Raw genomic sequence first — 17147 nt, forward strand, 5'->3', positions numbered from 1 at the left:
CCGCCATGCCCGCCACACCGCCGTCACTGTTCCCCCCGATCCAGCCCCTCCGCCACGGCATGCTCGCCGTCGATGAGCTGCACTCGATCTACTGGGAAGAAGTCGGCAACCCCAACGGCATCCCGGTGCTGTTCCTGCACGGCGGGCCCGGCGCCGGCCTGTCGCCCCAGCACCGGCGCTTCTTCGATCCGAACGCTTACCGCGTGATCCTGTTCGACCAGCGTGGCGCCGGCAAGTCCACGCCGCTGGGCGAATGGCGCAACAACACCACCCAGCTCCTGATCGACGACATCGAGCACTTGCGCGCCATGTTCGGAGTCCAGCAGTGGCTGGTGTTCGGCGGCTCCTGGGGCTCGACCCTGGCGCTGGCCTATGGCCAGGCCCACCCCGAACGCTGCCTCGGCTTCGTGCTACGCGGGATCTTCCTGTGCACGAAGGCCGAAGTCGACTGGTTCCTGAACGGCGTCCAGTGGTTCTATCCCGAGCTGTACGAAGAATTCGTGGCGCCCATCCCCGTGGCCGAGCGCGGCGACCTGCTCACCGCCTACACCACGCGCCTGCTGTGCGACGACCCCGAGGTCTATTGGCCGGCGGCGCGCGCCTGGAGCCGCTTCGAGGGCCGCCGCGTCTTCCTGCTGCCGCAGCCCGAGGAAGCCTCGTCCGACGCGCTCGACCTGGGCGTGGGCCGGCTCGAATCGCACTACATGCTGCACGGGGCCTTCCTGGAAGAAGACCAGCTGCTGCGCGACATCGGGCGCATCAGCCACCTGCCGGCAGTGATCGTGCAGGGCCGCTACGACGTGATCTGCCCGCCGCTGTCGGCCTGGCGCCTGCATCAGGCCTGGCCCGGCGCGAAGCTGCGCATGATTCCCGACGGCGGCCATGGCGCGCTGGAGACCGGCATCGCGCGTGCGCTGGTAGGGGCAACCGAGCAGTTCAAGCGCCACGGACGCTTCGATTGAGCGCTTTTGGGCTGCCCGGGCCGTACCGCGGCTGCTACACTAAACCCAACCTGACAAACATGCACGCCTACCCATGAATATCCAGATCAGCGACATCGGCCACGTGATCCAGCTGGCGATCGCGCCGGTCTTCCTGCTCACGGGCGTGGCAACCAAGCTGACGGTCCTGACCAACCGACTGGCGCGCATCATCGACCGCACCCGCGTGCTCGACGACCGCCTCGAGGAAGGCGCCAACGAAGAGTATGCGGGAGAGCGCGAAACGCTCTACACCCGCGCCCACCTGATCAACACCGCCATCACGTCCAGCACCGCCTGCGGCCTCATGGTCTGCCTGGTGATTGCCCTGCTGTTCCTGGGCGACACCACCAACCTGCCGCTCGACCAGTACATCGCCGGCCTGTTCGTCATCGCGATGCTCGGCCTGATCAGCAGCTTTGTCTTTTTCCTGCGCGAGATTTTCATCGCCTCGCGCTTCATGCGCCTGCAGCACACGTTGTCGCTCAAGCAGTCCCGCTAACGCTTTACTCGAACGGTTTTATCCCATGCACGACTATCAACGCCCCCCGACCCTTTACCGCTACGCACCGCAAGACGAACTCGAAGCCGCGCTGCGCGGCCAGTTCCGCCTGCTGCCCGATGGCGGCTTCCTGGCCCTGTCGTTTTCGACCGCCTGGGACAAGCAGCTGTTCGACGTGTTCAGCCCAGCCGACCGCTGCCTGGTGATCCACAATACCGAGGAATTCGGCGAACGCCTGCACCGCGCGGTGCAGCGCACGCTTCCCAACTGGGCCGGCATCGATGGCGAGGTCACCTACGGCGTGCGCTCGCCGCTGGGCGCCGCCTTTACCAAGAGCTTGGGCCAGTCGCGCGAACAGGAATGGCAGTTCGCCTGGCGCTCGATGTCGCCGGGCGCGAGCCTCAATCCAGTCGTCATCAATATCGGCAATATCGAACAGTTCGCCGAACTGCGCGAACGCGACAGCCGCCTGTCCTGAGGCGGCAAAAGCGGTTTAGTAACATCCCTCCACGAAATCACGGTGTAATGCCGTGATGACGCATCCACCTTATCCACATCTCCTCGCCCCGCTCGACCTCGGTTTTACCACCCTGAAGAACCGCGTGATCATGGGCTCGATGCACACCGGGCTCGAAGACCGGTTCTACAACTACGGCAAGCTGGCCGCCTTCTATGCCGAACGCGCGCGCGGCGGCGCCGGCCTGATCGTCACCGGCGGCATTTCGCCGAACCGCCAGGGCTGGCTGCTGCCTTTCGGCGGCACCCTGAACTTCCTCGGCGACGTGCCGAACCACCGGCGCGTGACGCGCGCGGTGCACGAAGAAGGCGGCAAGATCGTACTGCAGATCCTGCACGCGGGCCGCTACGGCTACCAGCCCTTCGTCGTGTCGGCCTCCGCCGTAAAATCGCCGATCTCCAGATTCAAGCCGAAGGCGCTGGATGCGCGCGGCATCGAGCACACCATCGCTTCCTATGCGCGCTGCGCGAAACTGGCCAAGATGGCGGGCTACGACGGCGTCGAGGTGATGGGCAGCGAAGGCTATTTGCTGAACCAGTTCCTGTGCGCCCGCACCAACAAGCGCACGGATGGCTGGGGCGGCTCGATCGAGAACCGCATGCGCCTGGCAGTCGAGGTGGTGCGCCGCATCCGCACCGCGGTCGGACCCGACTTCATCCTGATGTACCGCCATTCGGTGCTCGACCTGGTCGAAGGCGGCAATACCTGGGACGAAGTGGTGGCCGTGGCCAAGGCACTCGAGGCGGCCGGGGTCACCATCCTGAACACCGGCTATGGCTGGCACGAGGCGCGCGTTCCCACCATCGTCACCTCGGTGCCGCGCGCGGCGTTTGCGCAGGTGGCGGGCCGCCTGCGCGGCGAAGTGAATATTCCTGTCGTCGCCTCGAACCGCATCAACATGCCGGATGACGCCGAAGCGCTGCTGGCGCAGGGCAGCGCCGACATGGTGTCGATGGCGCGGCCCTTCCTGGCCGATCCGGACTGGGTCGCCAAGGCAGCGAGCAGCCGCGTCGACGAAATCAATACCTGCATCGCCTGCAACCAGGCCTGCCTGGACCACACCTTCTCGAACAAGCGCGCCAGCTGCCTGGTCAACCCGCGCGCCTGCCACGAAACCGAACTGGTGTTCCGCAAGTCGGCGCGGCCGCGCCGCGTCGCCGTGGTCGGCGCCGGCCCGGCCGGCCTGTCGGCCGCCACCGTGGCCGCCGAATGCGGCCACAGGGTCACGCTGTTCGACGCGCTCGGCCACATCGGCGGCCAGTTCAACGTGGCGATGCGCGTGCCGGGCAAGGAAGAATTCGCCGAGACCATCCGCTACTTCGGGCGCAAGCTGGAATTGACTGGCGTCGAGGTGCGCCTGGGTGCGCGCGTCACGCGCGAAGCGCTGCTGGCCGAAGGCTTCGACGACGTGATCGTCGCCACCGGCATCGTCACGCGCAAGCCGAAGATCGAGGGCATCGACCATCCGAAGGTCTTGAGCTATCTCGACGTGCTGCGCGACGGCAAGCCGGTGGGCCGCAAGGTGGCCATCATCGGCGCCGGCGGCATCGGCTTTGACATGGGCGAATTCCTGGTGCACGACCCAAGCGTGCCGTTGCCGATGCCGCCCGGGCACTGGATGGCGGAGTGGGGCGTCGATGCGGCGTCGAACACGCCGGGGGGCCTGGCGCCACCCGTGCCGCCGCATCCGCCGCGCCAGGTCTGGCTCCTGCAGCGCAAGACCACGCGCCCCGGCGCAGGCCTGGGCAAGACCTCGGGCTGGGTGCACCGCGCCACCCTGGTGCGCAACGGCGTGCAGATGCTGGCCGGGGTGCAGTACGACCGCATCGACGACGCCGGCCTGCACATGACGGTCGGCGGCGAGCAGCGTGTGCTGGACGTGGACAACGTGGTGATCTGCGCGGGGCAGGAGAGCCTGGCGGAGCTGATGCCGGCGGAAGGGAGCAAAGGAGGGCCGCGCTTCCACAAGATCGGTGGGGCGGCGCTGGCGGCGGAGCTGGATGCGAAGCGGGCGATTCGGGAAGGGGCGGAGCTGGCGGCGCGGCTTTGATCCGCGCTAGTGGTTGCGCGACGAACTTGGGTCCCGGCCTTCGCCGGGATCCAAATTTGCAAGCGTAGTGTTACTTCTTACGAACCACCACGCACCCAATCGAATACCCCGCCCCGAACGAGCAGATCACGCCATTCGCCCCTGTCGGCATATCGTCCTGGTACTTGTGGAACGCAATGATCGATCCCGCCGACGAGGTATTGGCATAGGTATCGAGAATCACCGGCGCCTCGTCCGGCTCGGCGTCGCGGCCCAGCAGGGTGCGGGCGATCAGCAGGTTCATGTTCAGGTTCGCCTGGTGCAGCCAGTAGCGCGACACGTCCTTGATCTCGAGGCCGGCGTTCTTCACCGTGTCGGCGATCATCTCGGCCGCCATCGGGCAGACTTCCTTGAAGACCTTGCGGCCCTGCTGGCGGAACAGCTTGTCCGGCGCGCCGATGCCAACTTCGTCGAAACGGTTCATGAAGCCGAAGTTGTTGCGGATGTTGTTCGAGAATTTGGTCTTGAGCTTCGTGTCCAGGATCTCGAACTGGTGGCGGCTGGTGGCTGTCTCCGCCGCTTCGATGACGACCGCGGTGCAGGCGTCTCCAAAAATGAAATGGCTGTCGCGGTCGCGGAAGTTCAGGTGGCCGCTGGTGATTTCCGGGTTCAGCATCAAGACGGCGCGCGCGCGGCCGCTCTGCACCGCGTCGACCGCGGTGGCGATGCCGAAGGTGGCCGACGAGCAGGCCACGTTCATGTCGAAGCCGAAGCCTTCGATGCCAAGCGCTTCCTGCACCTCGACCGCCATGGCCGGGTAGGGGCGCTGCATGTTGCTGCAGGCGACCAGCACCATGTCGATATCAGAGGGCTGTTTACCGGCGCGTTCCAGCGCTTCGCGCGCGGCGGCCACGCACATCTCGGCCTGCAGCGACACTTCTTCGTCCGCGCGCTCGGGGATGCGGGCGGTCATGCGGGCCGGGTCGAGGATGCCTTCCTTCTCCATCACGTAGCGCGACTTGATCCCGGAGGCCTTTTCGATGAAGCCGCTGCTCGAGGCTTCCAGCGCGATGAGGTCGCCGGCCGCGATCGCCGCCGCGTTTTCCCGGTTGAACAACTCCACATAGGCGTTGTAGGCCGTCACCAGCTCGTCGTTGGAGATGGAATACGGAGGCGTAAACAGGCCGGTGCCGCTGATGACGACAGGTTTCATGTTCGGGACTTTCAAAGGAAATAACGGGACTTAGCCGGAAGATGCGGCGATTCTACACGCTCGCGCCGGGCCTGGGAATTGGCTGACCCGACAACAAAGTCGCCTTTTCTGCTCAGCGCGCGTGCTGGGCCAGCGTGGCGCCGCCGGACCGGCGCGAGAGCTGCACCGGCTGGCCCTTCAGGTGGCGCAGCGCCTGTGCCAGCTGGAAGTCGCTGGCGCTGCCGTAATCGAGCGGCTTGCGCTCGCGTGCCTCGGCCAGCAGCCGCATCTGCTCTTCGATATCGTCTTCGCGGGTTGCCGTTTCTTTGTCACGGTCGTTCGACAGGTGGCGCTCCAGGTCGGCCTCGCGCATGCGCAGCGCGTTCAGGCCGTCGTCTTCCGCGGTTTCGTCGACCGGGAAGTCGGGCAGGATGCCGCGCGCCTGGATCGAGCGCCCGGCCGGGGTGTAGTAGCGCGCGGTGGTGAGCTTGACCGCGGCGTCGTGGCCGATCGGGCGGATGGTCTGGACCGAACCCTTGCCGAAGGTCTGGCTGCCCAGGATGGTGGCGCGCTTGTAGTCCTGCAGGGCGCCGGCCACGATTTCCGAGGCCGAGGCCGAGCCGGTGTTGACCAGCACCACCATCGGCAGGGTCTTGAAGATGTCGGGCAGGGTCGAGAGCGGATCGCCCCCGCTGCGCAGCATGTAGAATTCGGGACGGCCATAGAAGCGCTGGCGCGAATCGGCCAGCTGGCCGTTGGTCGAGACGATCTCGGCGTCTTTCGGCAAAAAGGCGGCGGCCACGCCGATCGCGCCCTGCAGCAGGCCGCCCGGATCGTTACGCAAATCGAGCACGATGCCTTTCAGGTCGGGGTCCTGGCGGTACAGGGCCTGCAGCTTGGCGGCCATGTCATCCACGGTCGGCTCCTGGAACTGCGAGATGCGCAGCCATGCATAGCCCGGTTCGACCATTTTGGCCTTGACGCTTTTCTGGATGATTTCGCTGCGCACGATGGCAAAGCGCAGCGGGGCAGGGGAGTCTTTGCGCGTGATGGTGAGCGTGACCCGGGTGCCGGGCTCGCCGCGCATGCGCTTGATCGCTTCGTCGATCGGCAGGCCCTGCACCGGATGGCCGTCGATCTGGGTGATCAGGTCGCCCGCCTTGATGCCGGCGCGCCAGGCGGGGGAATCTTCAATGGGGGCGACGATCTCCACGAAGCCATCGTCACTTTCCGAGATTTCGATGCCCAGGCCGACGAAGCGGCCCTCGGTGCCTTCGCGCAGCTCGCGGTAGGCGCGCGGGTCGAGGTAGGCCGAATGCGGGTCGAGCGAGGCGACCATGCCGGAAATGGCTTTCGAGAGCAGCGCCTTGTCTTCGACCGGCTCGACATAGGTGGCCTTGATGACGCCGTAGACGTCGGCCAGCTGGCGCAGCTCGGCCAGCGGCATGCCGGCGTCGACCGGCTTCTGGGCCAGGGCGGAGAACTGCATCGTGAGGGCGACCCCGGTGATGGCGCCGAGGCCGACGAGACAGGAATTCTTGAAAGTGGAGCCCATGGTTCACCCGGTTTGGCCGCGCGCGACCGTCACGCATGAGATAGCGCGAGTCCAGTATAAACCTGAACATCGGCCGCTGCCCTGAATCTGGCCAAACTTCGAAGCAATGCATATCAATCGCCCTGCGCGGCGGCTGCCTGTTACGACTTCTTTAGCTTGGTAAGCAATTGTAAGAGTCCAAGCGAGCGGGAGGGGCGAGTCATATAGTCAATCCAAGTTTTTCTCTCTCTCCACTTTTTTGAAGTGGTCTTGCCCGCGGCCCCCTCCGCGGGCTTTTTTATGTCCCGCGCTATTCCAGCATTCGTACTTTCCGGGCGTAAATCGGCATTCCGTCCAGATGTTGTGGTGGCGTACCAACACATGCATATGCAATAACACCCATCCTGCATGTATCGAAAAGTAAAAAAGCACCGATGGCCGTTGCCGCCTCATGCGCACGGGCTAGAATGGGCCTCAGCTCCTGCCGTCCTGGACGGTGGGCGCACCTACCGGGATGCCCCCTAAGTAAAACAATAAAGAAGCATGAAGAAACTCGTATCGATCGCCTGCCTGGCGATGCTTGGCCCGGCCGTGGCCCACGCCGGCGGCCAGTCGGCGGATCCTGGCGTGGCCCAGCCCGTCCAGGAAACGCCTCCTTCCGCCCAAGCCCCCGCGCCCGCCCCGGTCATCCCGAAGGCCCCGGCCGCCGGCGACAAGCTGCAGCAGGTGACGATCAGCGGCAGCCGCGCCAACGATACGGACCAGCGCCGCCTGTCCACTGCCGGCAAGATGGTGTTCGGCCGCGAAGAACTCGACCGCAACGGCGACAGCAATGTCGGCGACATCCTCAAGCGCTTGCCGGGCGTGACCATGGGCGGCGCGCCGGGCGGCCGCGGAGGCGGCGGGGTGCGCATGCGCGGCATGGGCAACGGCTATACCCAGATGCTGGTCAACGGCGAGCGTCCGCCTCCGGGCTTCTCGCTCGAGTCGCTGCCTCCCGACCAGGTCGAGCGCATCGAAGTCATGCGCGGCCCGGTCGCCGAGCACAGCGCGCAGGCGATCGCCGGCACCATCAACATCATCCTGCGCGAAGGCTACCAGCAGAAGGACAAGCAGGTCCGCCTCAGCGACAGCGTCACGCGCGGCCTGCATTCGCCCAACGTGTCTGTGGCGGTGCCGGGCAAGTCGGGCAAGCTGTCGTGGCTGACCAATGTCATGGTCAGCCAGAACCGCAACGAGAACGAGACCACCACCTACGACCGCGTCGAGCGCCGCGACGGCAGCCTCGATAGCGAGCAGATCCTGCGCGGTACGAGCGACGCGCGTTCGACCGGCCTGCACATGACGCCGCGCTTGACCTATGCGTTCGATAACAAGGACACGCTGACGGTCCAGCCCTTCATCGGCATCAACCGCAACAAGAGCCGCCTGGCCAACGAGGCCGAGCGCCTCGGCGGCACGCCGGCCTACGGTCGCCTGGCCCAGGAGTCGGAATCGGATGCGGCCTTCATCCGCGTGATGAGCAACTGGCTGCACCGGATGGAGGGCGGCGCCAAGCTGGACCTGAAACTCAGCGGCGGCGGCATGAATAACGAGAGCAGCAGCCTGCGCCGCACCTTCGGCTTCAATGGCGAGCCGCTGCGCGTCTACAACGACGAAGGCGACATGCGCTTCCGTGGCCTGAGCAACAACGGCAAGTACACGCGGCCGGTCGGCAAGGGCCATTTGCTGGCGGTCGGCTGGGACATCGAAGGCACGCGTTTGAGCCAGGTGCAGGTAGCGGAAGACGATGGCGGCCCGCTGTACGAAGAATCCGGCGCCAACCTCGCGGCCGAGCAGCGCCGCATCGCCTTCTTCGCCCAGGACGAATGGGATATCACCGAACGCTGGTCGGCTTACCTCGGCCTGCGCTGGGAAGGCATCCGCACCACCAGCAGCGGCCGTAGCAATGACGTGAAAAACGTCAGCCGCGTCTGGAGCCCGGTGCTGCATACGGTCTGGCGCATCCCCGGCACCCAGAAGGACCAGGTGCGCGCCAGCCTGACCCGCAGCTACCGCGCCGCGCCGCTGCAGGACATGATCGCCGCGCCGACCATCTCGGCCGACAATTCCTTCGTGCGTCCGGACCGTAGCGGCAACCCGGCGCTGGCGCCGGAACTGGCCACCGGCATCGACCTGGCCTATGAACACTATATCGGCAAGACCGGCATCCTCTCGGCCAGCGGTTTCGTGCGCAATGTCGATGGACTGATCCGCCGCGTGGTCGAAGAAGTGCCAACCAGCCAGGGCCCGCGCTGGATCTCGCGCCCGATCAACGTGGGCGATGCGAAGACCAGCGGCATCGAACTGGAAGCCAAGTTCACGCTGAACGACGTCATGAAGGACGCCCCGAACGTCGACCTGCGCGCCAACTACAGCCGCTTCTGGTCCGATGTCGACGGCATCAAGGGGCCCTATAACCGCCTCGAGGGCCAGGCCGAGCAGACCGCCAACCTGGGCGCCGACTGGCGCCTGAAGTCGATGCCGCTCACGCTCGGCGCGAGCGTCAACTGGACGCCGGAACTGCTGGTGCAGCTCAGCGACGAAGAATTGTCGCGCGCGGGTTCCAAGCGCCAGCTCGATACCTACGGCCTGTGGCGATTCTCCGCCAACACCCAGCTGCGCGTGTTCGGCAACAACCTGCTGGCGCAGAACTATGACACGGCGCGTTTCGTGACCGTGCCCGAAGTTTTTACCTCGACCCAGGCGCGCACCTACGCGACTGTCGGCGTGCGCCTGGAGCTCAAGCTCTGATGACGTACACTTTGACGAGCGGCCACAAGCCGCTCAATTTTCAGCAACCTTCCCAGCAACTGAGGACATCCCCGTGAAGCGACTCCTTTTGAGCACCCTGACCCTGTCGATGATGGCGGCCTTCGCCCATGCGGCAGACCCTGCGCCTGCCAAGCCGGCCGGCGCGCCGATCTCCGGCATCGACACGCAGTTCATCGACACCAGCGTGCGCCCCCAGGACGATTTCTTCACCCACCTGAACGGCAAGTGGCTCAAGACCACCGAGATCCCGGGCGACAAGGCCAGCTGGGGCACCTTCATGAAGCTGCGCGACGACACCACGCCGCAGATCAAGTCCATCATCGAGGCCGCGCAGGCCGACAAGTCGGCCAAGCTCGGGTCGGAGACCCAGAAGATCGGCGACCTGTACGCCAGCTACATGGATGAAGCGCGCCGCGAAGCCCTCGGTACCAAGCCCTTGAACGGCGAGCTGCAGAAAATCCGCTCGCTCAAGGACAAGAAGGCCCTGCCGGCGCTGGTGGCGCACCTGTCTAAGATCGGCGTATCGACTCCGTACGGCATCTATGTCAACCAGGACATGCGCAAGTCGACCGAGCATGCCGTGTACATCTCGCAAAGCGGCCTGGGTATGCCCGACCGCGACTACTACCTGAAGCAGGACGACGCCAAGCTGGCGGAGGTGCGCACCAAATACCTGAAGCACGTCGAACAGACCCTGGCGCTGGCCGGCGAGAAGAACGCCGCGGCCCAGGCCAAGGCCATCGTCGACTTCGAGACCGAACTGGCCAAGGTGCAGTGGACCCGTGTCGAGAACCGCGACCCGGTCAAGCGCTACAACAAGATGACCGTGGCCGAGCTGGGCAAGCTGGCGCCGGGCTATGACTGGAACGCGGCCCTGGCCGCCGCCGGCGCGGGCAACAAGGTCAATACCATCATCGTTAACCAGCCGAGCTATTTCACCGGCCTGAACGAGGTGCTGGCCAAGACCGAGCTGTCGACCCTGAAGTCGTATTTCGAATGGCAGCTGCTGCGCGAGTTCTCGCCGGTGCTGTCGAAAGCCTTCGTGGCGCAGAGCTTCTCGTTCTATGGCACCGCGCTGTCCGGCGTGTCCGAGCAGGCGCCCCTGTGGAAGCGCGGCGTGGGCACGGTCGAAAGCTCGCTGGGCGAAGCGCTCGGCAAGCTGTATGTGCAGCAGCATTTCCCGGCCGAGCGCAAGGCGCGCATGGAAGAGCTGGTGAAGAACCTGATCATCGCCTACGGCCAGTCGATCGACAACCTGGAGTGGATGAGCCCGGACACGAAGAAGGAAGCCCGCGCCAAGCTGGCCAAGTTCACCCCGAAGATCGGCTATCCGGACAAGTGGCGCGATTATTCGAAGCTGACCATCAAGCGTGACGACCTGGTCGGCAACGCGATGCGCACCGCGAACTTCCGCTACAACTACCAGCTGAACAAGCTGGGCAAGCCGGTCGATCGCACCGAGTGGGGCATGACGCCGCAGACGGTCAACGCCTACTACCGCAGCACCACCAACGAAATCGTGTTCCCGGCCGCGATCCTGCAGCCGCCGTTCTTCGACATGCGTGCCGACGATGCCGTGAACTACGGCGGCATCGGCGCCGTGATCGGCCACGAAATCGGCCACGGTTTCGACGACAAGGGCAGCCAGTCGGACGGCGACGGCAACCTGCGCGACTGGTGGAGCGAAGCGGACCGCGTCGCCTTCAAGGCCAGGACCGACAAGCTGGTCAAGCAGTTCAACGGCTTCTCGCCGCTGCCGGGTTATAACGTGAACGGCGAACTGACCCTGGGCGAGAACATCGGCGACAACGCCGGCCTGTCGATCGCCTACAAGGCTTACAAGATCTCGCTAAACGGCAAGCCGGCCCCAGTGATCGACGGCCTGACCGGCGACCAGCGCTTCTTCATGGGCTTCGGCCAGGTGTGGCGCTCGAAGATGCGCGAAGCCCAGCAGATCAACCAGGTCAAGACCGACCCGCACTCGCCGGGCCAGTTCCGCGCCAACGGCACCGTGATGAACATGCCGGAGTTCTACGAGGCCTTCGGCGTCAAGCCGGGCGACAAGATGTACCTGGCGCCGCAAGACCGCGTGATCATCTGGTAATCTCGCACCAGTAACCCAATCTGGACGGGTCGGCGCACGCCGGCCCGTTCAGCATGACGACAACAGAAAATAGACGGAGAGACGATGAAACGACATTTGCTCAGCGCTGCGGCGCTGGTCCTGGTAGCCTCGATGGCCCAGGCTGAAACCGGCGCCGGTGCTGCAGCCAGCGCCAAGAGCGGCGCCAAGGCAGCCGCGTTATCGTCCGGCATCGCGCTGGAATATGTGGAGCCTGCGGTGCGCCCGCAGGACGATTTCTTCCAGCACCTGAACGGCAAATGGCTCAAGACGGTCGAGATTCCGGCCGACAAGTCGACCTGGGGCGCATTCCACCAGCTGCGCGACGACACCCTGCCGCAGCTGCGCGCCATCATCGAACGTGCCGCTGCCGACAAGAACGCGGCCGCCATCTCGGAAACCCGCAAGATCGGCGACTTCTACGCCAGCTACATGGATGAGGCGCGCCTGGAGCAGCTGGGCATCGCTCCCCTGAATACCGAATTGGGCAAGATTGCCGCCATGAAGGACAAGTCCGAGCTGCCGGCAGCCTTTGCCCGCCTCGGCCGCCTCGGTGTGACCGTGCCCTTCGTGTTCTACATCCACCAGGATGCCAAGGATTCGACCAAGTACGTGGCCGACCTGTACCAGGCCGGACTGGGCATGCCGGACCGCGATTACTACCTGAAGGGCGACGACGCCAAGCTGGCCGACATCCGCGCCAAATACCAGCAGCACGTCGAAAAACTGCTGGCCATGGCCGGCAACAAGAACGCCGGCGCCGATGCCAAGGCAGTCGTCGACCTGGAAACCGAGCTGGCCAAGGTCCAGTGGACCAAGGTCGAGAACCGCGACCCGATCAAGACCTACAACAAGGTCGAGCTGGCCAAGCTGGCCGAGCTGGCGCCCGGCTATGACTGGAACGCGTGGCTCGATGCCGCCGGCCTGAAGGGCAAGACGACCTACCTGATCGTCAGCCAGCCGAGCTACCTGAAGGGCTTCGCCGAGGTCCTGAACCGCGTGCCGCTCGAGACCTGGAAGACCTACCTGCAACTGCATACCGTCAACAACTATGCCGGCTTCCTGTCGAAGGCCTTCGTCGACCAGCGCTTCGCCTTCAACGGCACCGTCCTGTCCGGCATTCCGCAGCTCGAACCGCGCTGGAAGCGCGCGGTGTCGACCCTGGAAACGGGCCTGGGCGAAGCAGTCGGCAAGCTGTACGTGAAAGAGCACTTCCCGGCCGAGCGCAAGGCGCGCATGGAAACCCTGGTGAAGAACCTGCTGGCGGCGTACAAGGACTCGATCAATACCCTGGACTGGATGAGCCCGGCGACCAAGAAGGAAGCCCAGGCCAAGCTGGCCAAGTTCACCCCGAAGATCGGCTACCCGAACAAGTGGAAAGACTATTCCGCGCTCACCGTCAAGCGTGACGACCTGGTCGGCAACGTGATGCGTTCGCGCGAAGTGGAATACACCCGCGAGCTGAACAAGCTGGGCAAGCCGATCGACCGCGACGAATGGGGCATGACGCCGCAGACCATCAACGCCTACTACAACCCGGAACTCAACGAGATCGTGTTCCCGGCCGCGATCCTGCAGCCGCCGTTCTTCGACGCGAAAGCGGACGACGCGGTGAACTACGGCGGCATCGGCGCCGTGATCGGCCACGAGATCAGCCACGGCTTCGACGACCAGGGTTCGCAGTACGACGGCGACGGCAACATGCGCAACTGGTGGACCGAAGCAGACGGCAAGCGCTTCGCCGAGAAGACCAAGGTGCTGGTCAGCCAGTACAACGGCTTCTCGCCGCTGCCTGGCTATAACGTCAACGGCGAACTGACCCTGGGCGAGAACATCGGCGACAACTCGGGCCTGGCGATTGCCTACAAGGCCTACAAGCTCTCGCTCAAGGGCAAGAAGGCGCCCGTGATCAACGGCTTGACCGGCGACCAGCGCTTCTACATGGGCTGGGGCCAGGTGTGGCGCACCAAGATGCGCGAGCCGGCGCAGATCGCCCAGATCAAGACCGACCCGCATTCGCCGGGCCAGTACCGCGCCAACGGCACGCTGAAGAACCAGCCGGGCTTCTACAAAGCCTTCGGCGTCAAGCCGGGCGACAAGATGTACCTGGCGCCGAAGGACCGCGTGATCATCTGGTAAGCATGCGCCTGCAGGGGCGATGAAAAACGGCCGCGATCTGCATCGCGGCCGTTTTTTTATCCGGTGCGCCGGTCAGGCGCACCCGGTCTTACATTGCAACGCTCGAGACGCTGCAAGTCTTGGCATAGCCCGGCTTCGGATCGCCGAAGACGGCGTTCGAGCACGACACGGAGCCGGTCACGACTTTCGTCGCATAGCTGCCGTTGTAGCCGTAACGGACTTCACGGGTACCGGACACGGCGCAGGTGCCGCCTTCGCTGGCGCAAGTCGTCCAGGTCGCCGTCGTGGTGCCCGGCGCCGGCGCTGGGGCAGGGGCCGGCGCCGAGGTCGTAGCGCTGAACTGGCAGGACTTGCCATAGCCTGGAGCCGGATCACCGAACACGGCGTTGGTGCAGGCCACCGGACCGGTCAGGGTCTTGGTGATGAAGGCAGTCGCGGTGCCGTAGCGTACCTGGGCAGAGCCGCTGAACGAGCACCAGTTGCCTTCGGTGGCGCAGGCGGTCCAGCCGGTCGGGGAGGGTGCCGGGGCAGGTGCCGGAGCTGGAGCTGGAGCAGGAGCAGGAGCGGGAGCAGGAGCGGGAGCAGGAGCGGTCGTCGTCGAGAACGCTTCATATGCACCGATGTCCAGCAGGCCCGATGCGGTCCTGGCGACACCAGAGGCAGGGTGCTTGTAATGGGCGACCGGGGTCAGGGACACGCCGGCCGCGGTATTGCCCGGCGCCGAGCCGGCATTGATCAACAGGGCATTGGCCAGCGGCGTCAGGTCGTAGGCTGCACGATTGATGAAACCGGGCGAGGCCGAACGGTAGTTGGTCTTTTCGACCGTGCTGGCCTGGGTGCTCAGGGTGCCGGTGCCGCCGAAGATGTTGTTTTGCAGCAGGGCAGGCTTGGTGACGCCGGAACCGACGAACACGAAGGTGCCGCGTGCGGTGTCATCGTTCAGGAAGGTATTGTTGACGACATACAGGTCGTGGCCCGGGTTGCTCGCGCCTTCTTCACCATAGGCGATCAGGCCCGGGTTGCTGTTTGCTGCTGGCTGCTGGATTACGTTGCCGATGATATAGGTTGTGCCTGCGTTCGGCAGGTTGATCTCATAGCTCGGCTTGCCGCTGCCGGCCTGGCCATCCGGCAGGCTCGAGAAACGGTTGTAGACGATCGTGTTGACGCGTGCGCGCGACTTCAGGTTGTGGCCGACGTTGGCGTCGTGCGAGAAGTTGTAGCGGAAGGTCAGGCTTGCAACGTTGCCGATATACAGGTTGTGGGTATACCCGGTGCCATCGCCATTGCGGCCGAATTCGGTGGTCTCGACCAGGATGTTGCTGGCGGTGACCGCATTGGCCAGGATGCCGTTCTCGTTATCGTGCAGGAAGGACGAACGCAGCGTGAAGTTGGTGCCTTCCAGGCGCAGGGCGGCGCCGTTCTTGTCCGGGACCTTGGCGCCGTACATTTCGACGTTCTCGACCACGACGTTATTGCCGATGACCACCCAAGTGCCTTTGCCCATCGCATTCTTGCCGTAAGCGTCGATCTTCGGACGGCCGTTGACACCACGAATGGTCAGGTTGCTGGCGTAGATGCCGCACACGTCGCCGCTGTAGGTCTGGCTGCCCTGGATCTCGACGATATCGCCGTCCTTTGCCGCTGCAAAAGCGCCGCATGGGCTGGCGTAAGTCTTGCCGGAACCCACTGAAAGCGTCGCTGCCGAAACTGGAAAAGCGGACAGGAGACCTGCGATCAAAAGGCTATTTCGCAGGGTAGAAGAAGAAAACTGGCGCATTGCTATACCTCTGGTCAGAATGTAAAGATTTGTGCCCGTAAGAAATTTCTTGCGACACATTTCCGGCCAGCATATACGATGCCATGCGTAAAATCACGCAACCAATTGTAACAATCTGGACTTTTTTGAACGATTCATAGGGCAAGCAGAGTTGAACTGTTAGCTGTCTATTACCACTCTATTGAGTCTCATTTGTTCCGATCTGACGCTATCTTGCCGACTCATGCGGATGGGATAACTGATCAGGAAAGTTTTTGCTCACGGAAATTAATTGACTAATTGTTAAAGTTATTGTGATGCAAAATTTTCTTAGGTTAACAGTAGAAAATAGTTGAATATCGAGCGACATGTTTTATTTTTAGCAATTATCATAGGGGCTGAATATCCAGTTTCTCGACGCGGTGCGTCGAGGGACCGCACTGTGCGTCTTCTGCAGGCACCCTGGTCGGAAGGCCCCTCCTGTGCCATGGATGCACGCAGTCAGCGCTTGCTCCTAAGCGCGTGAATCAACCTAGAAAGCGGCCGACGCCATGATCAAATTCAGTCTCATCATCCCTACCTACAATCGGTCCGACCTGCTGGCCGTGGCGCTCGACCATATCAGCAAGGCACGCGTCCCGGCCGACATGGACCTGACGGTGATCGTATCCGACAACAACTCGACCCCGGCCAACCAGGAAGCGAACAAGGCTGCCCTGCTGAACTATCCCGGCAAATCGCAATACCTGCTTGCAACCCAGCAAGGACGCTCGGCAGCGCTCAACTTCGCGCTCGCGCACACCGATGACGATTTCCTGGGCTTTGTCGACGACGACGAAAAAATCGACGCCGCCTGGTTCGAGGTCGTGGCCGGCTACTTGCGCGAGGGCGGCGTGGATTTCCTGGGCGGCCCGTACAAGCCGGACTGGGAATCGGCGCCGCCGGACTGGCTGCCGATGCACGTCGGCGCCTATCGCGCGGTCCTGGGCTGGATCGAGCAAAGCGACCGGGCCCAGCCATTCAAGGACTTCGGCGGCAGCATCTGCGGCGGCAACTGCATCGTGCGCCGCACTGCCCTGATCGAGGCGGGCGGGTTCGCGACCCATATCGGCCGCTCCAAGGGCAACCTGATGGGCGGCGAAGACGACGAACTGCACCATAACCTGCTCGCCAAGGGCTTCCACGGGATCTACGATCCGGCCCTGGTCATCTATCACTTCATCCCGAATTCGCGCATGACCCGTTCCTACCACCTGCGCTGGTCCTTCTGGTCCGGCGCCACGGTGGGGGTGCGCCATCAATGGCTGCCGCCCGAGCCCGTGCCCATGCTGCTCGGCTTGCCGCGCTACCGCTTCAGCAAGGCCGTCACGGGCCTGGCGCGTTGCCTGCGGTTCTTGTTTTCCCCTACTAAAAACGGCAAGGCGACCGGGTTTACCGGCCTGATGGATGCCGTGTATTTGCTGGGTATTGCATACGGTAAGTTTATTCTCGCCAGAAAAACGCAGAAACCGACGATGGTGGCTGCCGTGCCCCTGCATCCGCCTGCTTCCCATTCCTGAATG

General features: G+C 64.1%; 11 protein-coding genes. 8 read left to right on the forward strand and 3 right to left on the reverse strand.

Going from position 1 to position 17147, the window contains the following annotated elements; genetic code table 11:
• Positions 1-5: 5 nt before the first annotated feature.
• The 4 genes from pip (at position 6) to AC56K1_RS08590 (ending at position 4049) form a co-directional block, all read left to right on the forward strand.
• On the forward strand, positions 6-962 hold the full coding sequence (gene pip / locus AC56K1_RS08575; protein WP_497157418.1) for a prolyl aminopeptidase: 957 nt from the start codon (positions 6-8) through the stop codon (positions 960-962).
• Between the two features lie 73 nt (positions 963-1035).
• Positions 1036-1482: a DUF2721 domain-containing protein gene (locus tag AC56K1_RS08580; RefSeq protein ID WP_497157419.1), complete on the forward strand. Its 447-nt coding sequence runs from the start codon at positions 1036-1038 to the stop codon at positions 1480-1482.
• A gap of 25 nt (positions 1483-1507) precedes the next feature.
• Positions 1508-1960: a hypothetical protein gene (locus AC56K1_RS08585; RefSeq protein WP_497157420.1), complete on the forward strand. Its 453-nt coding sequence runs from the start codon at positions 1508-1510 to the stop codon at positions 1958-1960.
• Between the two features lie 55 nt (positions 1961-2015).
• Positions 2016-4049, forward strand: coding sequence for a 2,4-dienoyl-CoA reductase FMN-binding domain-containing protein (locus AC56K1_RS08590; RefSeq protein ID WP_497157421.1), 2034 nt, complete (start codon positions 2016-2018; stop codon positions 4047-4049).
• 70 nt (positions 4050-4119) lie between these two features.
• On the opposite strand, the gene AC56K1_RS08595 is transcribed toward AC56K1_RS08590, so the two are convergent.
• Together AC56K1_RS08595 and AC56K1_RS08600 are read right to left on the reverse strand one after the other, a co-directional pair.
• Positions 4120-5241 (reverse strand): beta-ketoacyl-ACP synthase III, encoded by a 1122-nt coding sequence (locus AC56K1_RS08595; protein ID WP_497157422.1) that lies wholly within the window; start codon positions 5239-5241, stop codon positions 4120-4122.
• A 112-nt stretch (positions 5242-5353) separates the two neighbouring features.
• Positions 5354-6775, reverse strand: a complete 1422-nt coding sequence (locus AC56K1_RS08600; RefSeq protein WP_497157423.1) for a S41 family peptidase — start codon at positions 6773-6775, stop codon at positions 5354-5356.
• Between the two features lie 522 nt (positions 6776-7297).
• Here AC56K1_RS08600 and AC56K1_RS08605 point away from each other — a divergent pair.
• From AC56K1_RS08605 to AC56K1_RS08615, 3 genes are all read left to right on the forward strand, one after another.
• Positions 7298-9547, forward strand: coding sequence for a TonB-dependent receptor plug domain-containing protein (locus tag AC56K1_RS08605; protein WP_497157424.1), 2250 nt, complete (start codon positions 7298-7300; stop codon positions 9545-9547).
• A gap of 73 nt (positions 9548-9620) precedes the next feature.
• Positions 9621-11672 (forward strand): M13 family metallopeptidase, encoded by a 2052-nt coding sequence (locus AC56K1_RS08610; RefSeq protein WP_497157425.1) that lies wholly within the window; start codon positions 9621-9623, stop codon positions 11670-11672.
• Positions 11673-11756: 84 nt separating this feature from the next.
• Positions 11757-13829, forward strand: a complete 2073-nt coding sequence (locus tag AC56K1_RS08615) for a M13 family metallopeptidase (protein WP_497157426.1) — start codon at positions 11757-11759, stop codon at positions 13827-13829.
• 88 nt (positions 13830-13917) lie between these two features.
• Here AC56K1_RS08615 and AC56K1_RS08620 read toward each other — a convergent pair whose 3' ends face one another.
• Positions 13918-15516 carry a right-handed parallel beta-helix repeat-containing protein gene (locus AC56K1_RS08620; protein WP_497157427.1) on the reverse strand — a complete coding sequence of 533 codons (1599 nt, stop codon included), beginning with the start codon at positions 15514-15516 and terminating at the stop codon, positions 13918-13920.
• A gap of 620 nt (positions 15517-16136) precedes the next feature.
• Here AC56K1_RS08620 and AC56K1_RS08625 point away from each other — a divergent pair.
• Entirely contained in the window at positions 16137-17144 is a 1008-nt protein-coding gene (locus tag AC56K1_RS08625) for a glycosyltransferase family 2 protein (protein WP_497157428.1), read from the forward strand.
• Positions 17145-17147: the final 3 nt, after the last annotated feature.

The sequence above is a fragment of the Telluria sp. ZB4P37 genome (assembly GCF_059685855.1).